Below are 19,548 nucleotides of genomic sequence, written 5' to 3' on the forward strand. Positions count from 1 at the left end.
TATAGAATAACCTCAAAAAATTACGTAAATTTGTCGCGTAATTATGAGCGCAAATACAGAAAATAAAAATCAAGAGATTGTAAAAAATGTTTTTACAACTTTTTTAGAAAGTAATGGTCACCGTAAAACTCCGGAACGTTACGCTATACTTCAAGAAATTTACAATAGTAAAGAGCATTTTGATATTGAGTCTTTATATTTAAATATGAAGAATAAAAAATATCGTGTGAGTCGAGCAACGCTTTACAATACTATAGAACTACTTTTAGATTCGGGATTGGTACGTAAACACCAGTTTGGTCAAAACCAAGCACATTACGAAAAATCTTATTTCGATAAACAACATGATCATGTTATATTAACAGATACTGGTGAAGTTATCGAATTTTGCGATCCTAGAATACAGTCTATAAAAAAAACAATAGAGGAAGTTTTTGATATAAAAATCAACAACCATTCCCTATATTTTTATGGCACAAAAAACACAACAAAAGACAACTAAAAACAATTATTTATAATGGCAGTAGATTTACTACTAGGTTTACAATGGGGAGACGAAGGCAAAGGAAAAATTGTCGATGTATTAACCGCTAACTACAATATTATTGCACGCTTTCAAGGTGGGCCAAATGCAGGACATACATTAAAATTCGATGGTATAAAACATGTATTACGTACAATTCCTTCTGGTATTTTTCACAAAGATGCTATGAATGTGATTGGTAATGGTGTAGTTGTTGATCCTGTTGTTTTTATAAAAGAATTAGAAGGTTTAGATCAATTTGATATTGACTATAAAGCTAAGTTAATTGTGTCTAGAAAAGCACATTTAATTTTACCAACACACCGTTTACTAGATGCAGCAAGTGAAGCCTCAAAAGGCAAAGCTAAAATTGGTTCTACTCTTAAAGGAATAGGGCCAACTTATATGGATAAAACAGGTAGAAATGGTATTCGCGTTGGAGATTTAGAAATGCCAGATTGGAAAGAAAAATACCGTGCATTAGCAAACAAACACGAAGCCATGATAGCGTTCTATGATGTAGATATTCAATACGATTTAGACGAAATGGAAGTTGAATTTTTCGAATCTGTAGAAAGATTGAAAGAATTACAATTTATAGACAGTGAAGCCTATTTACACCAAGCGTTAAAAGATGAAAAAACTATCTTAGCCGAAGGTGCTCAAGGTTCTCTATTAGATATTGATTTTGGTACATATCCATTTGTAACATCATCTAACACAACAGCTGCTGGTGCTTGTACAGGTTTAGGTATTGCACCAAATAAAATAAAAGAAGTATTTGGTATTTTTAAAGCTTACACAACACGTGTTGGTTCTGGACCATTTCCTACAGAGTTATTTGATGCAGATGGAGAAGAAATGGCTAGAGTTGGTCAAGAATTTGGTGCTGTAACAGGTAGAGCGAGACGTTGTGGTTGGTTAGATTTAGTAGCCTTAAAATACACTTGTCGCGTTAATGGTGTAACACAATTAATGATGATGAAAAGTGATGTATTATCTGGGTTTAAAACTTTAAAAGTAGCAACAGCATACAAGTATAAAGGCGAAACAATTGAGCATTTACCATTTAATATAGAACCAGAAAACGTAGAACCTGTATATACAGAGTTTAAAGGTTGGAGCGAAGATTTAACTAAAATGAGCGACGCTTCTCAATTACCAAAAGAACTTAACGATTATATTGCTTTCTTAGAAAAAGAATTAGAAATACCTATTAAAATTGTATCTGTTGGACCAGACAGAAAGCAAACTATTTTTAGATAATTTTCTTAAACACTAAAGTATTAAAACCTGCCAAGAAATAATTTTCGGCAGGTTTTTTGGTATTATACTACTATTAAATTTATGCCAATACATAATGCCAACTCATTATTATCGTTATTTTTGTTCAAACTCTAAAAACAAGATGTTTAAAAACCTATTTATACTTTTATTTTTCAGTTTTATAGCAACTCAAAGTTTTGCTCAAAAACAAAAAAATATAGAAATTAAAGACTCTGGAGCCTTTGGCTCTATAGACGAAGAAAAATTTCCTGGAGCAAGAATATTAACGCGCAGTGATGCAGGCCAAGTACACGTCTACCATGATGGTATAGATATGTGGTGTGATCAAGCCGTAGTTTACGGAAAAGAAAATTTTGTAGAAGCTTACGGTAATGTTTTAATGAAACAAGGCGACACCATACAAATGGTAGCAAAATATGCAGAGTATAGTGGTAAAACCCAATTAGCAGTTGCTAAAGGAGAAGTTGTTTTAACCGAGCCAAGCTCTACTCTAACTACCGAAAAATTATTTTTTGACCGTACTAAACAACAAGCATTTTATAACGATTTTGGAAAAGTAGTTCGCGACTCTTCAGGAACAATTACCAGTACTGTTGGTCGTTACTATATGCAAAAAAAGAAATACCGCTTTTTAAACACAGTAGAACTTGTAAATCCAGAATATACATTAACAACAAATCAATTAGATTTTTATTCAGAAAGTGGCCATGCATACATGTATGGACCATCAACAATAGTAGGAGAAACAAGTACCATTTATTGCGAACGTGGCTTTTATGATACAAATGGAGATACGGGATATTTTATTAAAAACTCTAAAATAGATTACGATAATCGTCAAGTTGTTGGAGACAGCATGTATTTTGATAGAAAAATAGATTTCGCTTCAGCAACAAATAATATTACAATTACAGATACTATTAATAACAGCATTATTCGAGGTCATTATGCAGAAGTTTACAAAGCAAAAGATTCTGCTTTTGTAACAAAACGCGCACTAGCTGTAAGTTTACAAGAAAACGACTCTGTCTATATGCACGCAGATACTTTAATGGTTACAGGAAAAGAAAACAACAGAATAACACGTGCCTTTAGAAACGCAAAACTTTACAAGTCTGATGTTAGCGGAAAGGCAGATTCTATTCACGTAAACCACCAAACAGGCTTAACACAATTAATTAATTTATCTCAATTATCTTCTCAAGAGGCATTTGCAACTAAAAGAAGACCTATACTCTGGAATTTAAAAAACCAGATGACTGGAGATACAATTCACTTAAAATCTAATCCAGATACAGAAAAAATAGATTCTTTAATTGTATTTGAAAATGCTTTCATGATTAGTAAAGATACTCTAAGCGACGATGGTTACAGCCAAATAAAAGGAAAACGACTTATTGGTTTGTTTGATACAGAAAACCAATTAAAAAATGTAAATATTTACAAAAATGCAGAATCCATTTTTTATATGAGAGATGAAAATGACGAACTTGTAGGTATAGACAAAGCAAGATCTGCAAATATTGAAATGGTGTTTAGCAATGGAGATATAGATATGTACAAACGTATTTTAAATCCTGAAGCCAAAACATTTCCTGAAGAAGAATTTCCTAAAAACTCAAAAAAATTAGTTGGTTTCGATTGGCGTGAAGATGAAAGGCCGTTAAGCGTTGAAGATTTGTTTAAAGACGATCCTCCTTTAGAACTTGTAAAAATTAAAGGTTTAGAACCTTTTGTACCTGAAGAAGAATTTTTTGATGAAGCACTTTTAGAGCGTGTTGAAAAAGCAGATGAAGAAGCTAAACCAAAAATTAGAGTTAGCGGTATAACAAGTGAAACTAATGAGCCAGAATCTAAAGCTTCTAGACAAATACCAAAACAAGCTTTAAAAATCAAACCCAATATAGCACAACCTCAATTAGTACCTGCAATAAAAGCCAGCAGTCAAGATAAAAAAGAAGGAGAAGAAAAGGAGAAAGAATAATGCAAAACGAATTCTTTAAATATCAAGCACAAACAACACCTCATCCTTTGGCTATGGAAGTTTCATACGCTAAAGGTTCTTATATATACGATAATCAAAATAACAAATATTTAGATTTTGTCGCAGGTGTTTCTGCTTGTACTCTAGGGCATAGTCACCCAAAAGTAATTTCAGCAATAAAACAACAGCTAGACAGGTATTTACACGTTATGGTTTATGGTGAATATATACAAAAACCAGCTGTAGAACTTTCAAAATTATTAGCAAAACATCTGCCAGAAAATTTAGAAAAAACATATCTAGTAAACTCTGGAACAGAAGCTATTGAAGGTGCTATAAAACTCGCTAGACGTGCCACAGGAAGAAGCCAAATTATTGCAGCTCACAACGCATACCATGGCAACACTATGGGTTCGTTGAGTTTAATGGATTTTGAAGAACGTAAGGCTCCATTTCGCCCGTTATTACCAGAAGTTAGCCATATAACTTTTAATCACGAACCACATTTAAAGCATATTACAAATAAAACCGCTTGCGTAATTCTTGAAACTATTCAAGGTGGCGCAGGTTTTATAGAGCCACAAAACAATTACTTACAAAAAGTACAAAAAAGATGTCATGACGTTGGAGCTCTTTTAATTTTAGACGAAATACAACCTGGAGTTGGTAGAACTGGAAAACTTTTTGGTTTTCAAAATTATAATTGCACTCCAGATATTTTAGTAACAGGAAAAGGCCTTGGTGGCGGCATGCCAATTGGTGCATTTACAGCATCAAGCCAGTTAATGGATTGCTTGCAAGACAACCCTAAACTAGGCCACATTACTACTTTTGGTGGTCATCCTGTTATTGCTGCCGCTGCTCTAGCGACCTTACAAGAAGTAATTAGTAGTGACTTAATGTCACAAGCTTTAGAAAAAGAACAACTTATAAGGCAACATTTAAAACACGATTTAATTACCAAAATTCGTGGAAAAGGATTAATGTTAGCAGCTATAACTCCTTCTGCCGAGATCACTAATCAATTGATATTAAAGGCACAAGAAGCCGGTTTAATTTCTTTCTGGTTACTTTTTGAACCTAAAGCTATACGTATAACTCCGCCACTAACTATTTCAAACCAAGAACTCATTATTGGCTGTGGCATCATTATTGAAATATTAAATATAATACAAAGCGAAAACAAATAATATGATACACTGCAAATCAAAACACAATACATTTTAAAGCCTTAAAATTTATAGTTGTTGATTACTTTGTTAAAAACATTTACGCAATAAGCCTTAAAAAAGCACAATTGAGTACTACTTTTATTATTGTTGAACGCTAAAAAATGTGCCTATGGAATTTAGCCAGGAAGAAGAACATAACAAAATCTCTCTCACCAAGTTTGAGTCAATGTTAAAAACAAATAATATTTTGTTTTTTGACTCTAATGAGTTTGAAAATATTATACACCATTATTTAAATAATGGTAAAGTTGCATTGGCAAAAAAAGCTATAAAATTAGGACTTGATCAACATCCAACATCTACCAATTTAAAACTATTTAAAATTGAAATTTTTGTTTTTGAAAATGAACTAGAAAAAGCAAATGATTTATTAGACCAATTACATCTTATAGAACCTTCAAACGAAGAAATTTACATTCAAAAAGCAAATATTTTATCGAAAGAAGATAAACATGATGAAGCGATAAATGTGCTACAGAAGGCATTAGATTTAGCTGATGACACTTCAGACCTGCACTCTATTATAGGTATGGAATATTTATTTTTAGATCGTTTCGATTTAGCTAGAGATAGTTTTATGCGTTGTTTGGAACAAAATCCTGAAGATTATGCTTCACTTTATAATATAATTTACTGCTTTGATTTTTTAAACGAAACTGAAGAAGCCATAAGCTTTTTAACAAAATACCTTGATAAAAACCCATATTGTGAGGTTGCTTGGCATCAATTAGGAAGGCAATACTTTGAGCAAAAAGATTTTGAAAAAGCACTAAGCGCTTTCGATTTTGCAATAATAAGTGACGATACTTTTGTAGGCGCATATATTGAAAAAGGTAAAGTATTAGAAAAATTAAAAGAATATAACGAAGCTATAGAAAACTATACTATAACGTTAAGTCTAGAAGACCCAACATCTTTTGCTTTACTACGTATTGGACATTGTCACGAAAAATTAGGCAATAACGAGTTAGCACAAAATTATTTTTACCAGACTGTTCATGAAGACCCATTATTAGACAAAGGTTGGATTGCAATTACTAAATTTTATAGCAAACAAGGCAATTACCAAAAAGCGTTATATTACATTAATAAAGCTATTAATATAGATAGCGAAAATGTACTATATTGGAAGTTGTATGCAAAAATTAATCATCGTTTAAACTTTCTTGAAGAAGCCGAAAGAGGTCACAAACGTGCCATAGAACTTGGTAACTACGAATTAGAAACCTGGTTAATGCGTGCCGATTTATTAAAACAATTAGGAGAACCAGAAGCCGCAACATTAAATTTAATTCAAGCGGCAGAATTTTATCCAGAAAATGCTGAAGTAGAATTTAGATTGGCTGGTTTATACTTTCAATTATTCGAGCAAGAAAAAGCTAGTTATCATTTAAAAAACGCCATGCGTTTTGATGCAGAGCACATTATTATTCTAGAAGAGTTATTTCCTCAAGTATACGAATCTTTATTAGTGAAAAGCGTAATTAAAAGGTAGTCACTTTTAGCTTTTTTTCGTTTGTTAAAAAGTAAAACATCTATTATAAATTACATACCTTTGATTTAGACTAGCAGATTATTTTTCTTTTTTAGCAAAGTGAATTACTCATGTTTTGTTTTAAATGAAAAACTTTTCTGTAACTTATTGAAAAAATTTAAAAATCATTTCAATTCTTTCTAAATGAGACGCAAATTAACCGATTATTTATTAATATCTCTAAAAGGTGTAGCTATGGGTGCAGCAGATGCTGTTCCTGGTGTTTCTGGTGGCACAATAGCTTTTATAGCTGGAATATATGAAGAATTAATTACAACTATAAGTAATATTAATCTTTCTCTATTTAAAACTTTAAAAAACCAAGGATTAAAAGCTTTCTGGAAACAAGCCAATGGGAACTTTTTATTAGCTTTATTATTAGGGATTATTGTAAGTTTTGTTTCATTTATGCGTATTGCCAAATACTTGTTAGAACAGCATCCTATTTTAATTTGGTCTTTCTTTTTTGGCTTAATATTAGTAAGCATTTATTTTGTTGGGAAGCAAATTACAAAATGGAGACCTTTAACCATTATGGCCGTAATAGTAGGAGCTTTAATCGCTTATTATGTTACAAATTTACCATCACTAGCAGCCAATAACAATCCGTGGTTTTTATTTTTTGCTGGTGCAATTGCAATATGCGCCATGATTTTACCAGGCATATCTGGTTCATTTATTCTTGTCATTTTAGGTGCTTACAAAACACTTAGTAATGCGTTTAATGATTTCGACATTAAAAAAATTGCAATTTTTGCTACAGGAGCTGTTGTTGGTCTATTAAGTTTTAGCCGTATATTAAAATGGTTATTTAAAAACTATAACAATGCTACTTTAGCATTATTAACTGGTTTTATATTAGGTTCATTAAATAAAGTATGGCCTTGGAAAAAAACCTTAACTGTAATGGATGACGCATCGGGAGAAATTATACCTTTTTCTGCAGTTTCAGAATTAGGAACATTAACTGTTTACCAAAAAAACATAAATAATTTTGATGCTTTTAAAACAGTAACAGAAAGTAGTATTCTACCATCACAGTTTTCAGAAATTAACAATGCTCTTTCTTCGCAAACCACATTAGCAATAACCTTAATGGTTGCTGGGTTTTTAACCATATTCGTTTTAGAATATGTTGGTTCAAAAGTTAAATAATGGAAAGTACTCGCAGCTTAAAAGATAAATTATTTCTAGTCTTAAAAGGATTAGGAATGGGTGCTGCAAATAAAGTTCCTGGTGTTTCGGGAGGTGTTGTTGCTTTTGTTGCTGGTTTTTACGAAGAATTTATTTATTCCTTACAACGTATTAATGGCACTGCTTTAAAGCTATTAATTAATGGCCGTATTAAAACATTAATAAAATACATAAATGGTAAATTTTTAGGCTTACTTTTTTTGGGAATGCTTGTAAGCTATTTTAGTGTTTCAAAAATTTTAGATTACTTAATTAAATATTATGAACTTTACGTCTGGAGTATTTTTTTCGGGATGATTTTAGGCTCAATATATTATTTAAGTAAAGATTTTAAAGATTGGAAAATTACTACTTATACAGCATTATTTATAGGTGCTGCTATTGGTATAAGTATTAGTTTTCTAGATCCTGCAACACAAAACGACAACCTTTGGTTTGTTTTTATTTGTGGTATTATTAGTGTTTCTGGCATGACTTTACCAGGTTTTTCTGGTTCATTTATATTAATTCTTCTTGGCAACTATGTATTACTATTAGTAGACTCTGTAAATGCACTTTACGATACTTTTTTCGAAGTTTTAGGAGGCAATTTTAGTTTTATAGAAAATGTAGAACGTATAAAAATGCTAAAAGTTCTAGGTGTATTTACATTAGGTTCTATAGTAGGTTTAATAACTTTTTCTCATGTTTTAAATTACATTTTAAAACACTATAAAAGTGTAACTACAGCATCAATTATTGGATTTATAATTGGCTCTTTAGGAGTAGTTTGGCCATGGAAAGAAACCATATATAAAATAGACAGCAATGGGAAATCACTAATTGATTCTGCAGGAAAACAAATAGTTGAAAACTACAAACGTTACTGGCCCGAATTAAGTTTTGAAACTAGTTTGGCGATTATTTATATAATATTAGGAATAGCAGTTGTACTAAGTTTAGAATGGTACGGAAGAAAAACAAAAAAAGTTAATGCGTAGATTTGGGTTAATAGGAAAAGATATAGAATATTCATTTTCAAGAAATTATTTTAAAATAAAGTTTAAAACCGAAGACATAGACAAAACAACATACGAGAATTTCGATTTGGTTTCTATAGATTTATTTAAAAACGAATTAAAAAAAGATAAAACAATTAATGGCTTTAACGTTACAATACCATATAAAGAAAGTATAATAACACATCTTGATAAGCTTGATAAAAAAGCAAAAGCCATTGGAGCCGTAAACACTATAAAAGTCACAAAAAAAGGAAAGTATGTTGGTTATAATACAGATTTTTACGGTTTTAAAAACACTTTAAAACCACATTTAAAACCACACCACAAAAAAGCATTAATATTAGGAACTGGTGGCGCCAGTAAAGCCATTGCATATGCCCTTAAAAAATTAAATATAAAATTTATTTTTGTCTCTAGAAACCCTAAAAATCCAAATGAAATTTCTTATGATGCATTAAACGATTTAAATATAAAAAAATATAAAATTATAATAAATTGCACACCATTAGGTACACATCCAAATATAGAAAGCTGCCCAAAGATCCCATACCAAGAACTAACAAAAAAACACTTACTTTTTGATTTAATTTACAATCCTGCCGAAACAAAATTTTTAAAATTAGGGAAAAATCAAGGTGCAAAAACCGTGAATGGTTATGGCATGCTTGCCTTACAAGCCGAAAAATCATGGCAAATTTGGAATAAGTAAAATTATTAAAACAAGCTTTATAGAACTTCAACCTTTGTAGATAATGCAATTTTAGTATCTTTAAAGTCTAAATTTTTATTAGAACTATAACATTTAAACAAATGTCTGAGCAAGATAACCTGCTAAACGCAGATGGAATTGAGGATAAAAATCCTACCAAAAACACTTCAGAACAAGAACCTACAAATTCAACTCCTGAAGACACAACAACTAAAAACACTAATAGTGACTCTAGTGACGATGATTTAATTAATGAAATCGATGAGTCTAATGCAGAAGATGCAGAAGATGAAGGAAATGTAGAAAGACATAGCATCGAAGAAAAAGATTATCATGCAATGTCTCTTGACGAATTAGTTATAGAACTTGAAAAACTGGTAAAAAACCAAAAAGTTCAAGCAATTAAAAAGCATGTTGAAACTATTAAAAGTGAGTTTACAGAAAAATTTAATGCACTTTTAGACGATAAAAAAGAAGACTTTTTAAGTAAAGGTGGTAATGAAATAGATTTTCAATACTCAAACCCATTACAAAGAAGTTTTAAAGATACCTATAAAGAGTATCGTACTAAATTAAATACACACTATAAAAATTTAGAAAAAGGACTTAAAGATAACCTTTCTTCTAGACTTGATATTATAGAACAAATAAAAACACTTACAGATAGTGATGGCACTATGAATAGTAAGTATAAAGAGTTTAAAGATTTACAAGAACAGTGGAAAAACGCAGGATCTATACCAAGAGATAAATATAATAATGCATGGAATAGCTATCACTTTAACGTTGAACGCTTTTACGACTTGTTACATTTAGACCGTGATTTAAGAGACAAAGACTTTGAGCATAATCTTGAGAAAAAAACCAAGATAATAGAACGTGCAGAAGAATTAGTAAATGAAGAAAACACAAATCGTGCTTTTAGAGAACTACAAGCACTACATAAACTTTGGAAAGAAGATTTAGGTCCAGTAGCAAAAGAACATCGCGAAGTTATCTGGGAGCGTTTTAAACAAGCAACCAAAGCAATAAATGCAAAAAGACAAGACTATTTTAAACATTTAGACGAGTTGTACGAAAAAAACCTTGAACTAAAACAAGGCATTATTGCTATTATAAAAGAAAAAACCCAAAACACACAAGACAACCATAAAAGTTGGCAAAATAAAATTAAAGAAATTGAAACTTTACGTGAAGAATTCTTTAAAGCAGGAAAAGTACCAATTAAGGTAAACGAAGCTACTTGGGCTCAATTTAAAGAAGCAGTTAGAGCGTTTAACCATAAAAAAAATGCTTTCTATAAAAATTTAAAAAAGGACCAATACGTAAATCTTGAAAAAAAGCAAGCACTTGTTAAAATTGCCGAAGACAATAAAGACAGTGACGATTTTGAAAAGACTACAGCGCTAATGAAAAAAATTCAAAGCGACTGGAAACGCATTGGTCATGTACCAAGAAAAGACAGCGATAAAATTTGGAAACAATTTAGAGCTGCCTGTAACCATTACTTTGATCGTGTACATGCAAAACGTAACGAAGCTAGTGCCGAAGAAGAAAAAGCATATCAAGAAAAAGAAAACATGCTTAAGCTTGTTAAAGAAACAAAGCTTACAGGAGAACAAAAAGCAGATTTAGCAACTATAAAACAACACATCGCAAACTGGAAAAACATTGGTCGTGTTCCTGGAAACAAGCGTAGAATTGAAAGTGAATTTAATAAAGCACTTGATACGCTGTTTGGCACGTTAGATATGAATAAAAGTGAAGTAGAAATGATGAAGTACGAAAATAAACTTCAAGATTTATCTTCTGCCAGAGACCAAAGAGCACTTGAAAACGAATATAATTTTATACGTAAAAAAATAGGTGAGATAAATGCTGAAATCACTCAGCTTCAAAACAACTTACTGTTTTTTAAAGATGCCGACAGAAAAAATCCTTTAGTAAAATCTGTTTACGATAATATAGATAAGCAAACCGAAGCTTTAAAAACTTGGAAAGCTAAGCTTAAAAAAATTAAAGTAATGGAAAATGCTAAAGCGAAAGCTGAAGAAGAAGCTCAAGCTGCAGCTAAAACTAATACAGAGAATAGTGAAACCGAATAATTAGAATTTTATTTCAATAACTATTAAAATACCCGTTTATAACGGGTATTTTTTATTTTATACTAATATGAACCGCTATAAAAAACCAAATCCTGCTCGATTTAAATCAAACAGGATTTTGGCTCCTAACTAAACTAACCAATTATTTCTATTTCGCTTACTAGAAATAATTTATTATATAAAATGACATTATAAAAGTTTACGCTATTAACCAATTTTTCTATGAAGAAAGAATGTCATTTGTTATATATACGCACACATTATAGTTTTGGACTTCGAGATTTAAAAAATAATTACATTTTTTTTGCTTCTTCCCAAAAAACGTCCATTTCGGCTAGTGTCATATCCCTTAAATCTTTATTCAATTCCTTTGCTTTTGCCTCTATATGCTTAAAACGCTTTGAAAATTTCTTATTGGTTCGCTCTAAAGCATTCTCTGGATTTATATTTTTAAATCGTGCATAATTTACAAGAGAAAATAAAACATCTCCAAACTCATCTTCCATTTTATCGGCATCGTTATGCTCAACTTCTGCTTTAAATTCTATAAGCTCTTCTTCAACTTTTTCCCAAACTTGTTCTGGCGCATCCCAATCAAAACCAACACCTGCAACTTTATCTTGTATTCTACTAGCTTTTACTAAAGCTGGTAAACTTTTAGGCACACCTTCTAAAACACTTGTCTTTCCTTCTTTAAGTTTTAGTTTTTCCCAATTACGCTTTACTTCTTCTTCATCTTTTACTTTTACATCACCATATATATGTGGATGCCTGTGTATAAGTTTTTCGCAAATAGAATTACAAACATCTGCAATATCAAAAGCGTTTGTTTCGCTTCCTATTTTAGCATAAAAAACCAAATGCAGCATAAGGTCTCCAACTTCTTTTTTTATTTCTTCTAGGTCGTTATCTAAAATAGCGTCACCAAGCTCGTAAGTTTCTTCTATGGTAAGATGTCTTAAACTTTCCATAGTTTGCTTTTTATCCCAAGGACATTGCTCTCGCAACTCGTCCATAATAGTTAATAATCTATCGAATGCTTTTAATTGGTTAGCTCTAGAATTCATGTAAAAAAGTTTTTGTAAAGGTATTTAAAAACAAAAAAATCCAGCTTAAAAGCTGGATTTTAATTTATGTTTAGATTAAGTGTTTTATTCTTCTTCATCTGTAGATTTAGTATCTTCTAAATCTAATAAGTCGTTTTTTTGTAACGTATTATACCACTGTATTACTTTTTTAATATCGCTTGCATATACTCTATCTTCATCGTAATCTGGTAATACATCGAAGAAATATTCTTCTAATTTATCTTTAGATTCTTTATGGCTTACACTTGTTTGTGCACCGTTTTCTTTAGTTTTTATTTTATTAAAAACCTCGCGTAATGGTACTTCTTCTGTTAAAGTATAAATAGCTATTTCACTTAAAACACTTACGTTTTGCTGGATACCTACAGAGATTTTACGATTATCTACTAAAGATTTTGCAATAAATCCTCCTCTAGTTTGTGTTACTAACTCGTATAAACCTGGTTTTCCTGAAATTGCTAAAATTTTATCTAATGCCATATTATTGTTTCTTTTTGTTTGCTATCACTTAATTTTTAAACTAAGGAGCGCAAATATCTTGTACACGATTGTGTTTTGCAAGTTTTTAACGTTTCTTTTTTAGGTTAGGAAACTTCATTCTATACTCTACATTAATTTTACCTTTAGAGATATTAAGTAGTTTTCCTTTTATTAAACGTTTTTTTAATGATGATAATTTATCTGTAAATAAAATACCTTCAATGTGGTCGTACTCATGCTGGAAAACTCTAGCTGCTAAACCACTTAATTCCATGGTATGCTTTTTAAAGTCTTCATCAAAATATTCTACTTTAATATTAGGTTTTCTAAACACATCTTCACGAACATCTGGTATGCTTAAACAGCCTTCGTTAAATGCCCATTCATCTCCAGATTCTTCTAAAATTGTTGGGTTTATAAATGTGTGTTTAAAATTTTTTAAAAAGGCGCGCTCGTCGTCTTCTAATACATCATCGTCTGCAAATGGAGATGCATCTACTAAAAACATACGAATTGGCAAACCTATTTGTGGTGCTGCTAAACCTACACCATAAGCGCCATGCATAGTTTCTTGCATGTTTGTTATAAGTTCTTTAAGGTTTGGGTAATCTTTATCGATTTCCTTAGCTTTAACTTTTAATACTGGATCGCCATAAGCGACTATTGGTAATACCATATTATTATTTATTGTAAAGGTAACTTTGTAATATTATTGTTGCACTAATTTCGTCTACTAATGCTTTATTTTGTCTCTGTTTTTTCTTTAAACCACTATCAATCATTGTTTGTACTGCCATTTTAGATGTAAAACGCTCGTCTACTCTTTTAATTGGTATGTGTGGAAAGAAGGTGCGTAATCTACTTATAAAAGGTGCTATTAAGGCTTCGCTTTCGCTGGCCTGATTATTCATTTGTTTTGGTTCGCCAACCAAAAACAACTCTACGCTTTCCTTTGTTGTGTAGTCTTTTAAAAAATCTAATAATGTTGTGGTAGCAACCGTGGTTAGGCCAGAGGCGATAATTTGCATATCGTCTGTTACTGCTAATCCAGTTCTTACTTTACCATAATCTATTGCTAGAATTTGAGCCATTATTATTTTTTATGCAAATTTAATGTTTATATACTACATACATAAAATATTATGCCAAATTATAAATAGAGGTTATATTTGCGTGAAGGATGGAGGCATTTGTTGAAGCTCCTCGCAGAGAGCGACTGCCGAGAGCCTGACCTTTAGGGCACGCCCAAAACACTAAAAAATTATTATTGATGAAAGATTTACAACAAACTATTGAAAATGCTTGGGAAAACCGAGATTTATTAACTAAAGAAAATACGCAAAACGCCATTAGAGAAGTCGTTAAGTTACTTGATGAAGGTACTTTAAGAGTGGCTGAACCTGTTGAGAATGGTTGGCAAGTTAATGAATGGGTTAAAAAGGCTGTGGTTTTGTATTTCCCTATTCAGAAAATGGAAACTATTGAGGTTGGTGTTTTTGAATTTCACGACAAAATCCCATTAAAAACGGGTTATAAAGAAAAAGGCATTCGTGTGGTACCTCATGCTGTGGCTAGACATGGTGCATATATTTCGGCTGGTACAATTTTAATGCCTAGTTATGTTAATATTGGTGCTTATGTTGATGAAGGTACTATGGTAGATACTTGGGCTACTGTTGGTAGTTGTGCACAAATTGGAAAAAATGTTCACCTTTCTGGTGGTGTTGGTATTGGTGGTGTTTTAGAGCCTTTACAGGCTGCTCCTGTTATTATTGAAGATAATGCTTTTATTGGTTCTAGATGTATTGTTGTTGAAGGTGTACACGTTGAGACTGAAGCGGTTTTAGGTGCTAATGTTGTATTAACGGCTTCTACTAAAATTATAGATGTTACTGGTGATGAACCTGTAGAGATGAAAGGTCGTGTTCCTGCTCGTTCTGTTGTTATTCCTGGTAGTTACACAAAATCTTTTCCTGCTGGCGATTACAATGTGCCTTGTGCTTTAATTATTGGAAAGCGTAAAGAAAGTACTAATAAAAAAACATCGCTTAATGATGCTTTACGTGAGCATAATGTAGCAGTATAAACGAATAAGATAAAGTTATATAATATGCTAAATCCCAAAATTGTTTTCAATCTTGGGATTTAAATTTTTGAAGTATGAAAATTTTAGTAATTCAGCAAAAAATGATTGGCGATGTGCTTACTACAAGTATTTTGTTTGAGGTTTTACGTGCTAAATATCCAGATGCTGAGTTACATTATTTAATTAATTCTCATACCTTACCAGTAGTTGAAAACAATCCGTTTATTGATGAATTTGTTTTTTTTACTAAAGAAATTGAAAATTCTAAAACTGAATTTTATAAATTTTTAAAACGTATTAAAGCTGAAAAATATGACACTGTTATTGATGTTTATGGAAAACTAAGTAGCAATCTTATTTCTTACTTTACCAAAGCTGAAACTAAAATTTCTATTAAAAAATCTTATTCTTCTTTTTTATACAACCATACTTTTAAAGATTCTAAAACTCCAAAAACAAACGCTGGTTTAGCTATTGAAAACAGGTTACAGTTATTACAGCCTTTGTTAGGCAAAATACCGCAACCTATTAAACCTAAAATTTATTTAACGAATACTGAAATTGAAAAAACAAAGGCTTTTTTAATTTCAAATAGTATAGATTTAAATAAACCTTTGATTATGATTGGTGTTTTGGGTAGTGATTTATCTAAAACCTATCCTTTTGAATATATGGCTAGCGTGTTAGACTATATAATTGAAACATATCCTGATGTACAACTACTTTTTAATTATATACCAAAACAATTAGAAGATGCTAATGCTATTTACAACCTGTGTAAAGTAGAGACTAAAAAAAGAATTAGATTAAATGTTTTTGGAAAAAGTTTACGCGATTTTATTTGTATCACACACTTTTGTGATGCTTTAATTGGTAACGAAGGTGGCGCTGTTAATATGGCAAAAGCTTTAAATACGCCAACATTTACCATTTTTTCTCCTTGGATTGATAAAGCCGCATGGAGTTTGTTTGAAAATGGAACCACAAACATTTCTGTACATTTAAAGGATTTTAAACCAGAATTATATAAGAATACTACTTATAAAGCGATTAAAAAAGACTATTCTAATTTTTATAATTATTTTAAACCAGAGTTTTTACTTGATAACTTAACCGTATTTTTAAAAAATCTATGATTTTTGTAAAATACCGTAGTTAGTCCATTTTAAATTTTCTTTTTTTACAACAGCACGTATTGCTTGGTTTTTATCTATAGCTTCCTGGTTTACATAACCTCTAGAATGGTCTAAATGTAAACATATTGCATTATACCTTATCTGTTTAGATTTTATACCCATATTAAATAAGCGTTCTCCCATTTCTCTATCTTCACCACCATATTGCATACGCTCATCAAAACCATTAACTGCTAAAATATCTTTTTTCCAACCCGAAGCATTATGCCCATTCCAACTAGCATTTGTTGGCGTTATGGTATTTAAAACCTTTGCTTTTAAAGGTGATGCATTTAATTTATTATTTTTAAAAGATGATGGTAAACCATTTGCCAACAACCATTTTAAGTTAAAACAGTCTTGAGATAGAATATCCTGTTTTGTTATTTTTTGAGAAATATCCATTGGTAATTTAAAATAACCACCAGATAAAAAGTAACCTTTTTCTCGTTTGGCGTAATGCGTTTCAACAAAATCTTTTCTCGCCATACAATCGCCATCACTCATTAATATATAATTAGCGTTACAGGCTACAATTGCTTTGTTTAAAATTTTTGTTTTTTGAAAACCATTGTCTTCATGCCAAACGTGTTGTATAGGAAATGAAACTTCGTTTTTAATTCGCTCTAACAAATTAAAAGTTGGTTGCTTAGAGCCATCATCTGCAATAACTATTTCAAAATTTTTAAAGCTTTGTGCCTCGTAACTCCACAGTACTTTTTCTAGCCAAGCTTCGGCATTGTAAGTACTTATAATTATTGAGATTTCTGGTTTAACCATTGATTTTAGATAAAGTCTTTATATATAGCAAAAATAGTTATTTTTACACAAAACTTTAGTGTGAGGAAAATAACAGCAATTATACCTACTAAAAATGAAATTGATAATATTGAAGCAGCTATTGCTTCGGTTTCATTTGCTGATGAGATTTTGGTTATTGATAGTTTTAGTACCGATGGTACTTTTGAGAAAGCAACTACTCTAGCCTCACGAGCTATACAGCGTAAGTTTGATTTTTATGGTGTTCAAAAAAATTATGCCATTGCTCAAGCTGAACATGATTGGATTTTACTTTTGGATGCCGATGAACGCGTTACACCAGAATTAAAAACTGAAATAACCTCACTTTTAAATAAAAATGAAATTTCTCACGATGCCTTTAGTATTAAACGTATAAACCATTTTATGGGACAACGTGTACATTACAGTGGCTGGCGAAATGATAGTGTTATTAGGTTATTTAAAAAAGACGCTTGTAAATATGATAATAGGCATGTACATGAAGCTTTACAAGTAAACGGAAGTATTGGAAAATTAGAACATAAATTTTTACATTATTCTTACCGTAGTTTTGATCAATACATGCAAAAAATGAATAAGTATGCCACATTACAAGCTAAAGATTACGATACTAAAACAGGCCAATTAACTGCTTATCATTTTGTAATTAAACCTGTTTGGGGCTTTTTAAAACATTATTTAGTACAAAGTGGTTTTCGTGATGGTGTTGTAGGCTTAACCATTGGCTATGTACAAGGTTATGTTGTTTTTATGCGTTATGTAAAATTATGGTTGCTGCGTAAAGGTAGAAACTAATCGTATTTTTTCCAGAATTTTATTTTTTGTTTTAAGCGTCTACGGCGGTGAAAAGATTCTTGAAACGCCTGTGTTTCCTGCCACATTAAATTAAACACTTTACTATAATCTTCATTAATAAGCTTAGCGTATTCATCACTCATAACTTCAATCATAGATTTATGAACTGTAAGTTTTGCAAAGTTTTTTATACGTTTTTCAAAAGTCATGGTTTCAAAATTCATTCGGTTTAAGTCTACCAAATAAAATTTATAATCACCATTATTATAGTCTATTAATGTATTTCCTGGTGAGTGATCTAAAAAATTTACGCCATTTTCATGTAGGTTAAATGTAAACCTTGTAAAGGCTCTAAGTATAGCCTCATAGTTAGGTATATTAAAATCTGTAGTTAATTCCCTATAGGTAATGTCGCAATCTAACTGCTCACTTATATAATAACTTTTACCAAATAGTAAACCAGTATTTATTTCGTAAAATGCTACTGGTTCTGGTGTGCCAATGCCTAATTCTTGTAATTTATTTGCATACTCAAAAGAGCGTTGTGCTTTACTTTTTCTAAAAAATTTATAAACGACTTTATTTATTGCATTTGGCTTTTTAAAAGATTTAGCATTTAAAACTTTGCCATCTAACTTAAATAAGCGCAAACTGTTTCTATCTTGATTGCCAAATGCTTCACCTTGAGTTTCATAATTTAATATAAAATGGTCAAGTGCTCTTGTATTGGCTTGATATAGTGGATTTATTACTTTACGCATTATTTAAATATTTATCTAATCCATTAGTTGCCCAATCTATTTTATTGCTAATGGTTTTTAACTCTATTGTATTGTTTGCTTCTACTCTATCTTTCGATTTTTCTTTATGCCAGATGTGAAACACAATGCCACGGTAACGCAAACGTCTTGCTTTTACTCCTTTATTATGCATACGCAGCATAAGCTCACTATCTTCACGTCCCCAACCAGTTATATCTTCATTATAGCCATTTACTGCAATAAAATCTGATTTAAAGTAAGAGGTATTACATCCACGAAATTTTTTTGAAAAGAAATCTTGCTCTTTATAAAAGCCGCTTAAAAATTTAGAATGAATGGCTCGTGTGCGTTTTTTTATTCCTTTTGAAAACGGTCCAAAATTGGTTTGCTTTTTTTGAAATAAAACTTCTAAATATGGTTGCTGTATATTTACTCGAGAGCCAAATAAATATTGATTGGCATTTGCAAAAGCCATGTGATCTTTCACAAAATTTCGATGCATAATACAATCGCCATCTACTTGTATTATATATTCGCCACTTGCTTGCGCTATGGCTTTATTAAGAATTTGAGATTTTCTAAACCCTTTATCTTCCTGCCAAATGTGTTTTACTGGTATGGTAAATGTTTTTGCATACAGGTCTATTAATGCTTTAGTTTCTTGTGTAGAACCATCATCTGCAATTAAAATTTCGTTTGGTAATTGCGTTTGGTTTTTAGCACTTTGTAAAACTAACTCTAAAGCTGCTGGCCAATTATATGTAGCGATAAGGAGTGTTGACTTCAAAATAAA

Annotated in this window: 19 protein-coding genes; 12 read left to right on the forward strand and 7 right to left on the reverse strand. The window is 31.0% G+C overall.

The genetic code is table 11. The features are described from left to right. Positions 1-43 precede the first annotated feature (43 nt). The 9 genes from LACAL_RS01055 to LACAL_RS01095 all read left to right on the forward strand — a co-directional run bounded on the left by LACAL_RS01055 (position 44) and on the right by LACAL_RS01095 (position 11,569). Positions 44-502, forward strand: coding sequence for a Fur family transcriptional regulator (locus LACAL_RS01055; protein WP_013868839.1), 459 nt, complete (start codon positions 44-46; stop codon positions 500-502). 15 nt (positions 503-517) lie between these two features. Continuing rightward, positions 518-1,789, forward strand: coding sequence for an adenylosuccinate synthase (locus tag LACAL_RS01060; protein ID WP_013868840.1), 1,272 nt, complete (start codon positions 518-520; stop codon positions 1,787-1,789). A gap of 142 nt (positions 1,790-1,931) precedes the next feature. Continuing rightward, positions 1,932-3,794 carry an OstA-like protein gene (locus LACAL_RS01065; protein WP_013868841.1) on the forward strand — a complete coding sequence of 621 codons (1,863 nt, stop codon included), beginning with the start codon at positions 1,932-1,934 and terminating at the stop codon, positions 3,792-3,794. Further along, entirely contained in the window at positions 3,794-4,984 is a 1,191-nt protein-coding gene (locus LACAL_RS01070; RefSeq protein ID WP_013868842.1) for an aspartate aminotransferase family protein, read from the forward strand. Before LACAL_RS01065 ends, LACAL_RS01070 begins: the two co-directional genes overlap by 1 nt. A gap of 151 nt (positions 4,985-5,135) precedes the next feature. Continuing rightward, on the forward strand, positions 5,136-6,521 hold the full coding sequence (locus LACAL_RS01075) for a tetratricopeptide repeat protein (RefSeq protein WP_013868843.1): 1,386 nt from the start codon (positions 5,136-5,138) through the stop codon (positions 6,519-6,521). 183 nt (positions 6,522-6,704) lie between these two features. Continuing rightward, positions 6,705-7,715, forward strand: coding sequence for a DUF368 domain-containing protein (locus LACAL_RS01080; protein WP_013868844.1), 1,011 nt, complete (start codon positions 6,705-6,707; stop codon positions 7,713-7,715). Beyond that, on the forward strand, positions 7,715-8,734 hold the full coding sequence (locus tag LACAL_RS01085; RefSeq protein ID WP_013868845.1) for a DUF368 domain-containing protein: 1,020 nt from the start codon (positions 7,715-7,717) through the stop codon (positions 8,732-8,734). Before LACAL_RS01080 ends, LACAL_RS01085 begins: the two co-directional genes overlap by 1 nt. Next, positions 8,727-9,464, forward strand: a complete 738-nt coding sequence (locus LACAL_RS01090) for a shikimate dehydrogenase (RefSeq protein ID WP_013868846.1) — start codon at positions 8,727-8,729, stop codon at positions 9,462-9,464. Before LACAL_RS01085 ends, LACAL_RS01090 begins: the two co-directional genes overlap by 8 nt. Positions 9,465-9,565: 101 nt before the next feature. Then, the gene (locus LACAL_RS01095; protein ID WP_013868847.1) at positions 9,566-11,569 is read left to right on the forward strand and encodes a DUF349 domain-containing protein; all 2,004 of its coding nucleotides are present in this window, start codon (positions 9,566-9,568) and stop codon (positions 11,567-11,569) included. A 293-nt stretch (positions 11,570-11,862) separates the two neighbouring features. Here LACAL_RS01095 and mazG read toward each other — a convergent pair whose 3' ends face one another. The 4 genes from mazG to ruvX all read right to left on the reverse strand — a co-directional run bounded on the left by mazG (position 11,863) and on the right by ruvX (position 14,228). Next, positions 11,863-12,636 (reverse strand): nucleoside triphosphate pyrophosphohydrolase, encoded by a 774-nt coding sequence (gene mazG, locus LACAL_RS01100; protein WP_013868848.1) that lies wholly within the window; start codon positions 12,634-12,636, stop codon positions 11,863-11,865. Between the two features lie 84 nt (positions 12,637-12,720). Next, positions 12,721-13,137: a DUF5606 domain-containing protein gene (locus tag LACAL_RS01105; RefSeq protein ID WP_013868849.1), complete on the reverse strand. Its 417-nt coding sequence runs from the start codon at positions 13,135-13,137 to the stop codon at positions 12,721-12,723. A gap of 85 nt (positions 13,138-13,222) precedes the next feature. After that, positions 13,223-13,813, reverse strand: a complete 591-nt coding sequence (gene def, locus LACAL_RS01110; protein ID WP_013868850.1) for a peptide deformylase — start codon at positions 13,811-13,813, stop codon at positions 13,223-13,225. 4 nt (positions 13,814-13,817) lie between these two features. Then, positions 13,818-14,228 carry a Holliday junction resolvase RuvX gene (ruvX, locus tag LACAL_RS01115; protein ID WP_013868851.1) on the reverse strand — a complete coding sequence of 137 codons (411 nt, stop codon included), beginning with the start codon at positions 14,226-14,228 and terminating at the stop codon, positions 13,818-13,820. Positions 14,229-14,407: 179 nt separating this feature from the next. On the opposite strand from ruvX, the gene LACAL_RS01120 reads away from it, so the two are divergent. Beyond that, positions 14,408-15,223, forward strand: coding sequence for a 2,3,4,5-tetrahydropyridine-2,6-dicarboxylate N-succinyltransferase (locus LACAL_RS01120; protein WP_013868852.1), 816 nt, complete (start codon positions 14,408-14,410; stop codon positions 15,221-15,223). 74 nt (positions 15,224-15,297) lie between these two features. Further along, a complete protein-coding gene (locus LACAL_RS01125; RefSeq protein WP_013868853.1) occupies positions 15,298-16,359 on the forward strand; it encodes a glycosyltransferase family 9 protein in 1,062 nt (353 codons plus the stop codon). Here LACAL_RS01125 and LACAL_RS01130 read toward each other — a convergent pair. Then, positions 16,354-17,178 (reverse strand): glycosyltransferase family 2 protein, encoded by an 825-nt coding sequence (locus LACAL_RS01130; RefSeq protein ID WP_013868854.1) that lies wholly within the window; start codon positions 17,176-17,178, stop codon positions 16,354-16,356. The genes LACAL_RS01125 and LACAL_RS01130 overlap by 6 nt on opposite strands. 60 nt (positions 17,179-17,238) lie before the next feature. Between LACAL_RS01130 and LACAL_RS01135 the strand changes: the two genes are divergently transcribed. Further along, complete coding sequence (locus LACAL_RS01135; RefSeq protein WP_013868855.1) at positions 17,239-17,994, forward strand: glycosyltransferase family 2 protein; 756 nt, start codon at positions 17,239-17,241, stop codon at positions 17,992-17,994. On the opposite strand, the gene LACAL_RS01140 is transcribed toward LACAL_RS01135, so the two are convergent. Both LACAL_RS01140 and LACAL_RS01145 read right to left on the reverse strand, forming a co-directional pair. Continuing rightward, positions 17,991-18,755 carry a lipopolysaccharide kinase InaA family protein gene (locus LACAL_RS01140; protein ID WP_013868856.1) on the reverse strand — a complete coding sequence of 255 codons (765 nt, stop codon included), beginning with the start codon at positions 18,753-18,755 and terminating at the stop codon, positions 17,991-17,993. The two genes, LACAL_RS01135 and LACAL_RS01140, sit on opposite strands and share 4 nt — an antisense overlap. Next, positions 18,748-19,542, reverse strand: a complete 795-nt coding sequence (locus tag LACAL_RS01145) for a glycosyltransferase family 2 protein (RefSeq protein WP_013868857.1) — start codon at positions 19,540-19,542, stop codon at positions 18,748-18,750. The genes LACAL_RS01140 and LACAL_RS01145 overlap by 8 nt, the downstream gene beginning before the upstream one ends. Between the last annotated feature and the right edge of the window lie 6 nt (positions 19,543-19,548).

This window comes from Lacinutrix sp. 5H-3-7-4 (assembly GCF_000211855.2).
In the GTDB taxonomy this organism is placed as follows: Bacteria; Bacteroidota; Bacteroidia; order Flavobacteriales; family Flavobacteriaceae; genus Lacinutrix.

What these genes read in the sequence shown, in the direction of transcription:
- LACAL_RS01055 (WP_013868839.1), top strand. Translation starts at nt 44, where the DNA reads ATGAGCGCAAATACAGAAAATAAAAATCAAGAGATTGTAAAAAATGTT.
- LACAL_RS01060 (WP_013868840.1), top strand. Translation starts at nt 518, where the DNA reads ATGGCAGTAGATTTACTACTAGGTTTACAATGGGGAGACGAAGGCAAA.
- LACAL_RS01065 (WP_013868841.1), top strand. Translation starts at nt 1,932, where the DNA reads ATGTTTAAAAACCTATTTATACTTTTATTTTTCAGTTTTATAGCAACT.
- LACAL_RS01070 (WP_013868842.1), top strand. Translation starts at nt 3,794, where the DNA reads ATGCAAAACGAATTCTTTAAATATCAAGCACAAACAACACCTCATCCT.
- LACAL_RS01075 (WP_013868843.1), top strand. Translation starts at nt 5,136, where the DNA reads ATGGAATTTAGCCAGGAAGAAGAACATAACAAAATCTCTCTCACCAAG.
- LACAL_RS01080 (WP_013868844.1), top strand. Translation starts at nt 6,705, where the DNA reads ATGAGACGCAAATTAACCGATTATTTATTAATATCTCTAAAAGGTGTA.
- LACAL_RS01085 (WP_013868845.1), top strand. Translation starts at nt 7,715, where the DNA reads ATGGAAAGTACTCGCAGCTTAAAAGATAAATTATTTCTAGTCTTAAAA.
- LACAL_RS01090 (WP_013868846.1), top strand. Translation starts at nt 8,727, where the DNA reads ATGCGTAGATTTGGGTTAATAGGAAAAGATATAGAATATTCATTTTCA.
- LACAL_RS01095 (WP_013868847.1), top strand. Translation starts at nt 9,566, where the DNA reads ATGTCTGAGCAAGATAACCTGCTAAACGCAGATGGAATTGAGGATAAA.
- mazG (WP_013868848.1), bottom strand. Translation starts at nt 12,636, where the DNA reads ATGAATTCTAGAGCTAACCAATTAAAAGCATTCGATAGATTATTAACT.
- LACAL_RS01105 (WP_013868849.1), bottom strand. Translation starts at nt 13,137, where the DNA reads ATGGCATTAGATAAAATTTTAGCAATTTCAGGAAAACCAGGTTTATAC.
- def (WP_013868850.1), bottom strand. Translation starts at nt 13,813, where the DNA reads ATGGTATTACCAATAGTCGCTTATGGCGATCCAGTATTAAAAGTTAAA.
- ruvX (WP_013868851.1), bottom strand. Translation starts at nt 14,228, where the DNA reads ATGGCTCAAATTCTAGCAATAGATTATGGTAAAGTAAGAACTGGATTA.
- LACAL_RS01120 (WP_013868852.1), top strand. Translation starts at nt 14,408, where the DNA reads ATGAAAGATTTACAACAAACTATTGAAAATGCTTGGGAAAACCGAGAT.
- LACAL_RS01125 (WP_013868853.1), top strand. Translation starts at nt 15,298, where the DNA reads ATGAAAATTTTAGTAATTCAGCAAAAAATGATTGGCGATGTGCTTACT.
- LACAL_RS01130 (WP_013868854.1), bottom strand. Translation starts at nt 17,178, where the DNA reads ATGGTTAAACCAGAAATCTCAATAATTATAAGTACTTACAATGCCGAA.
- LACAL_RS01140 (WP_013868856.1), bottom strand. Translation starts at nt 18,755, where the DNA reads ATGCGTAAAGTAATAAATCCACTATATCAAGCCAATACAAGAGCACTT.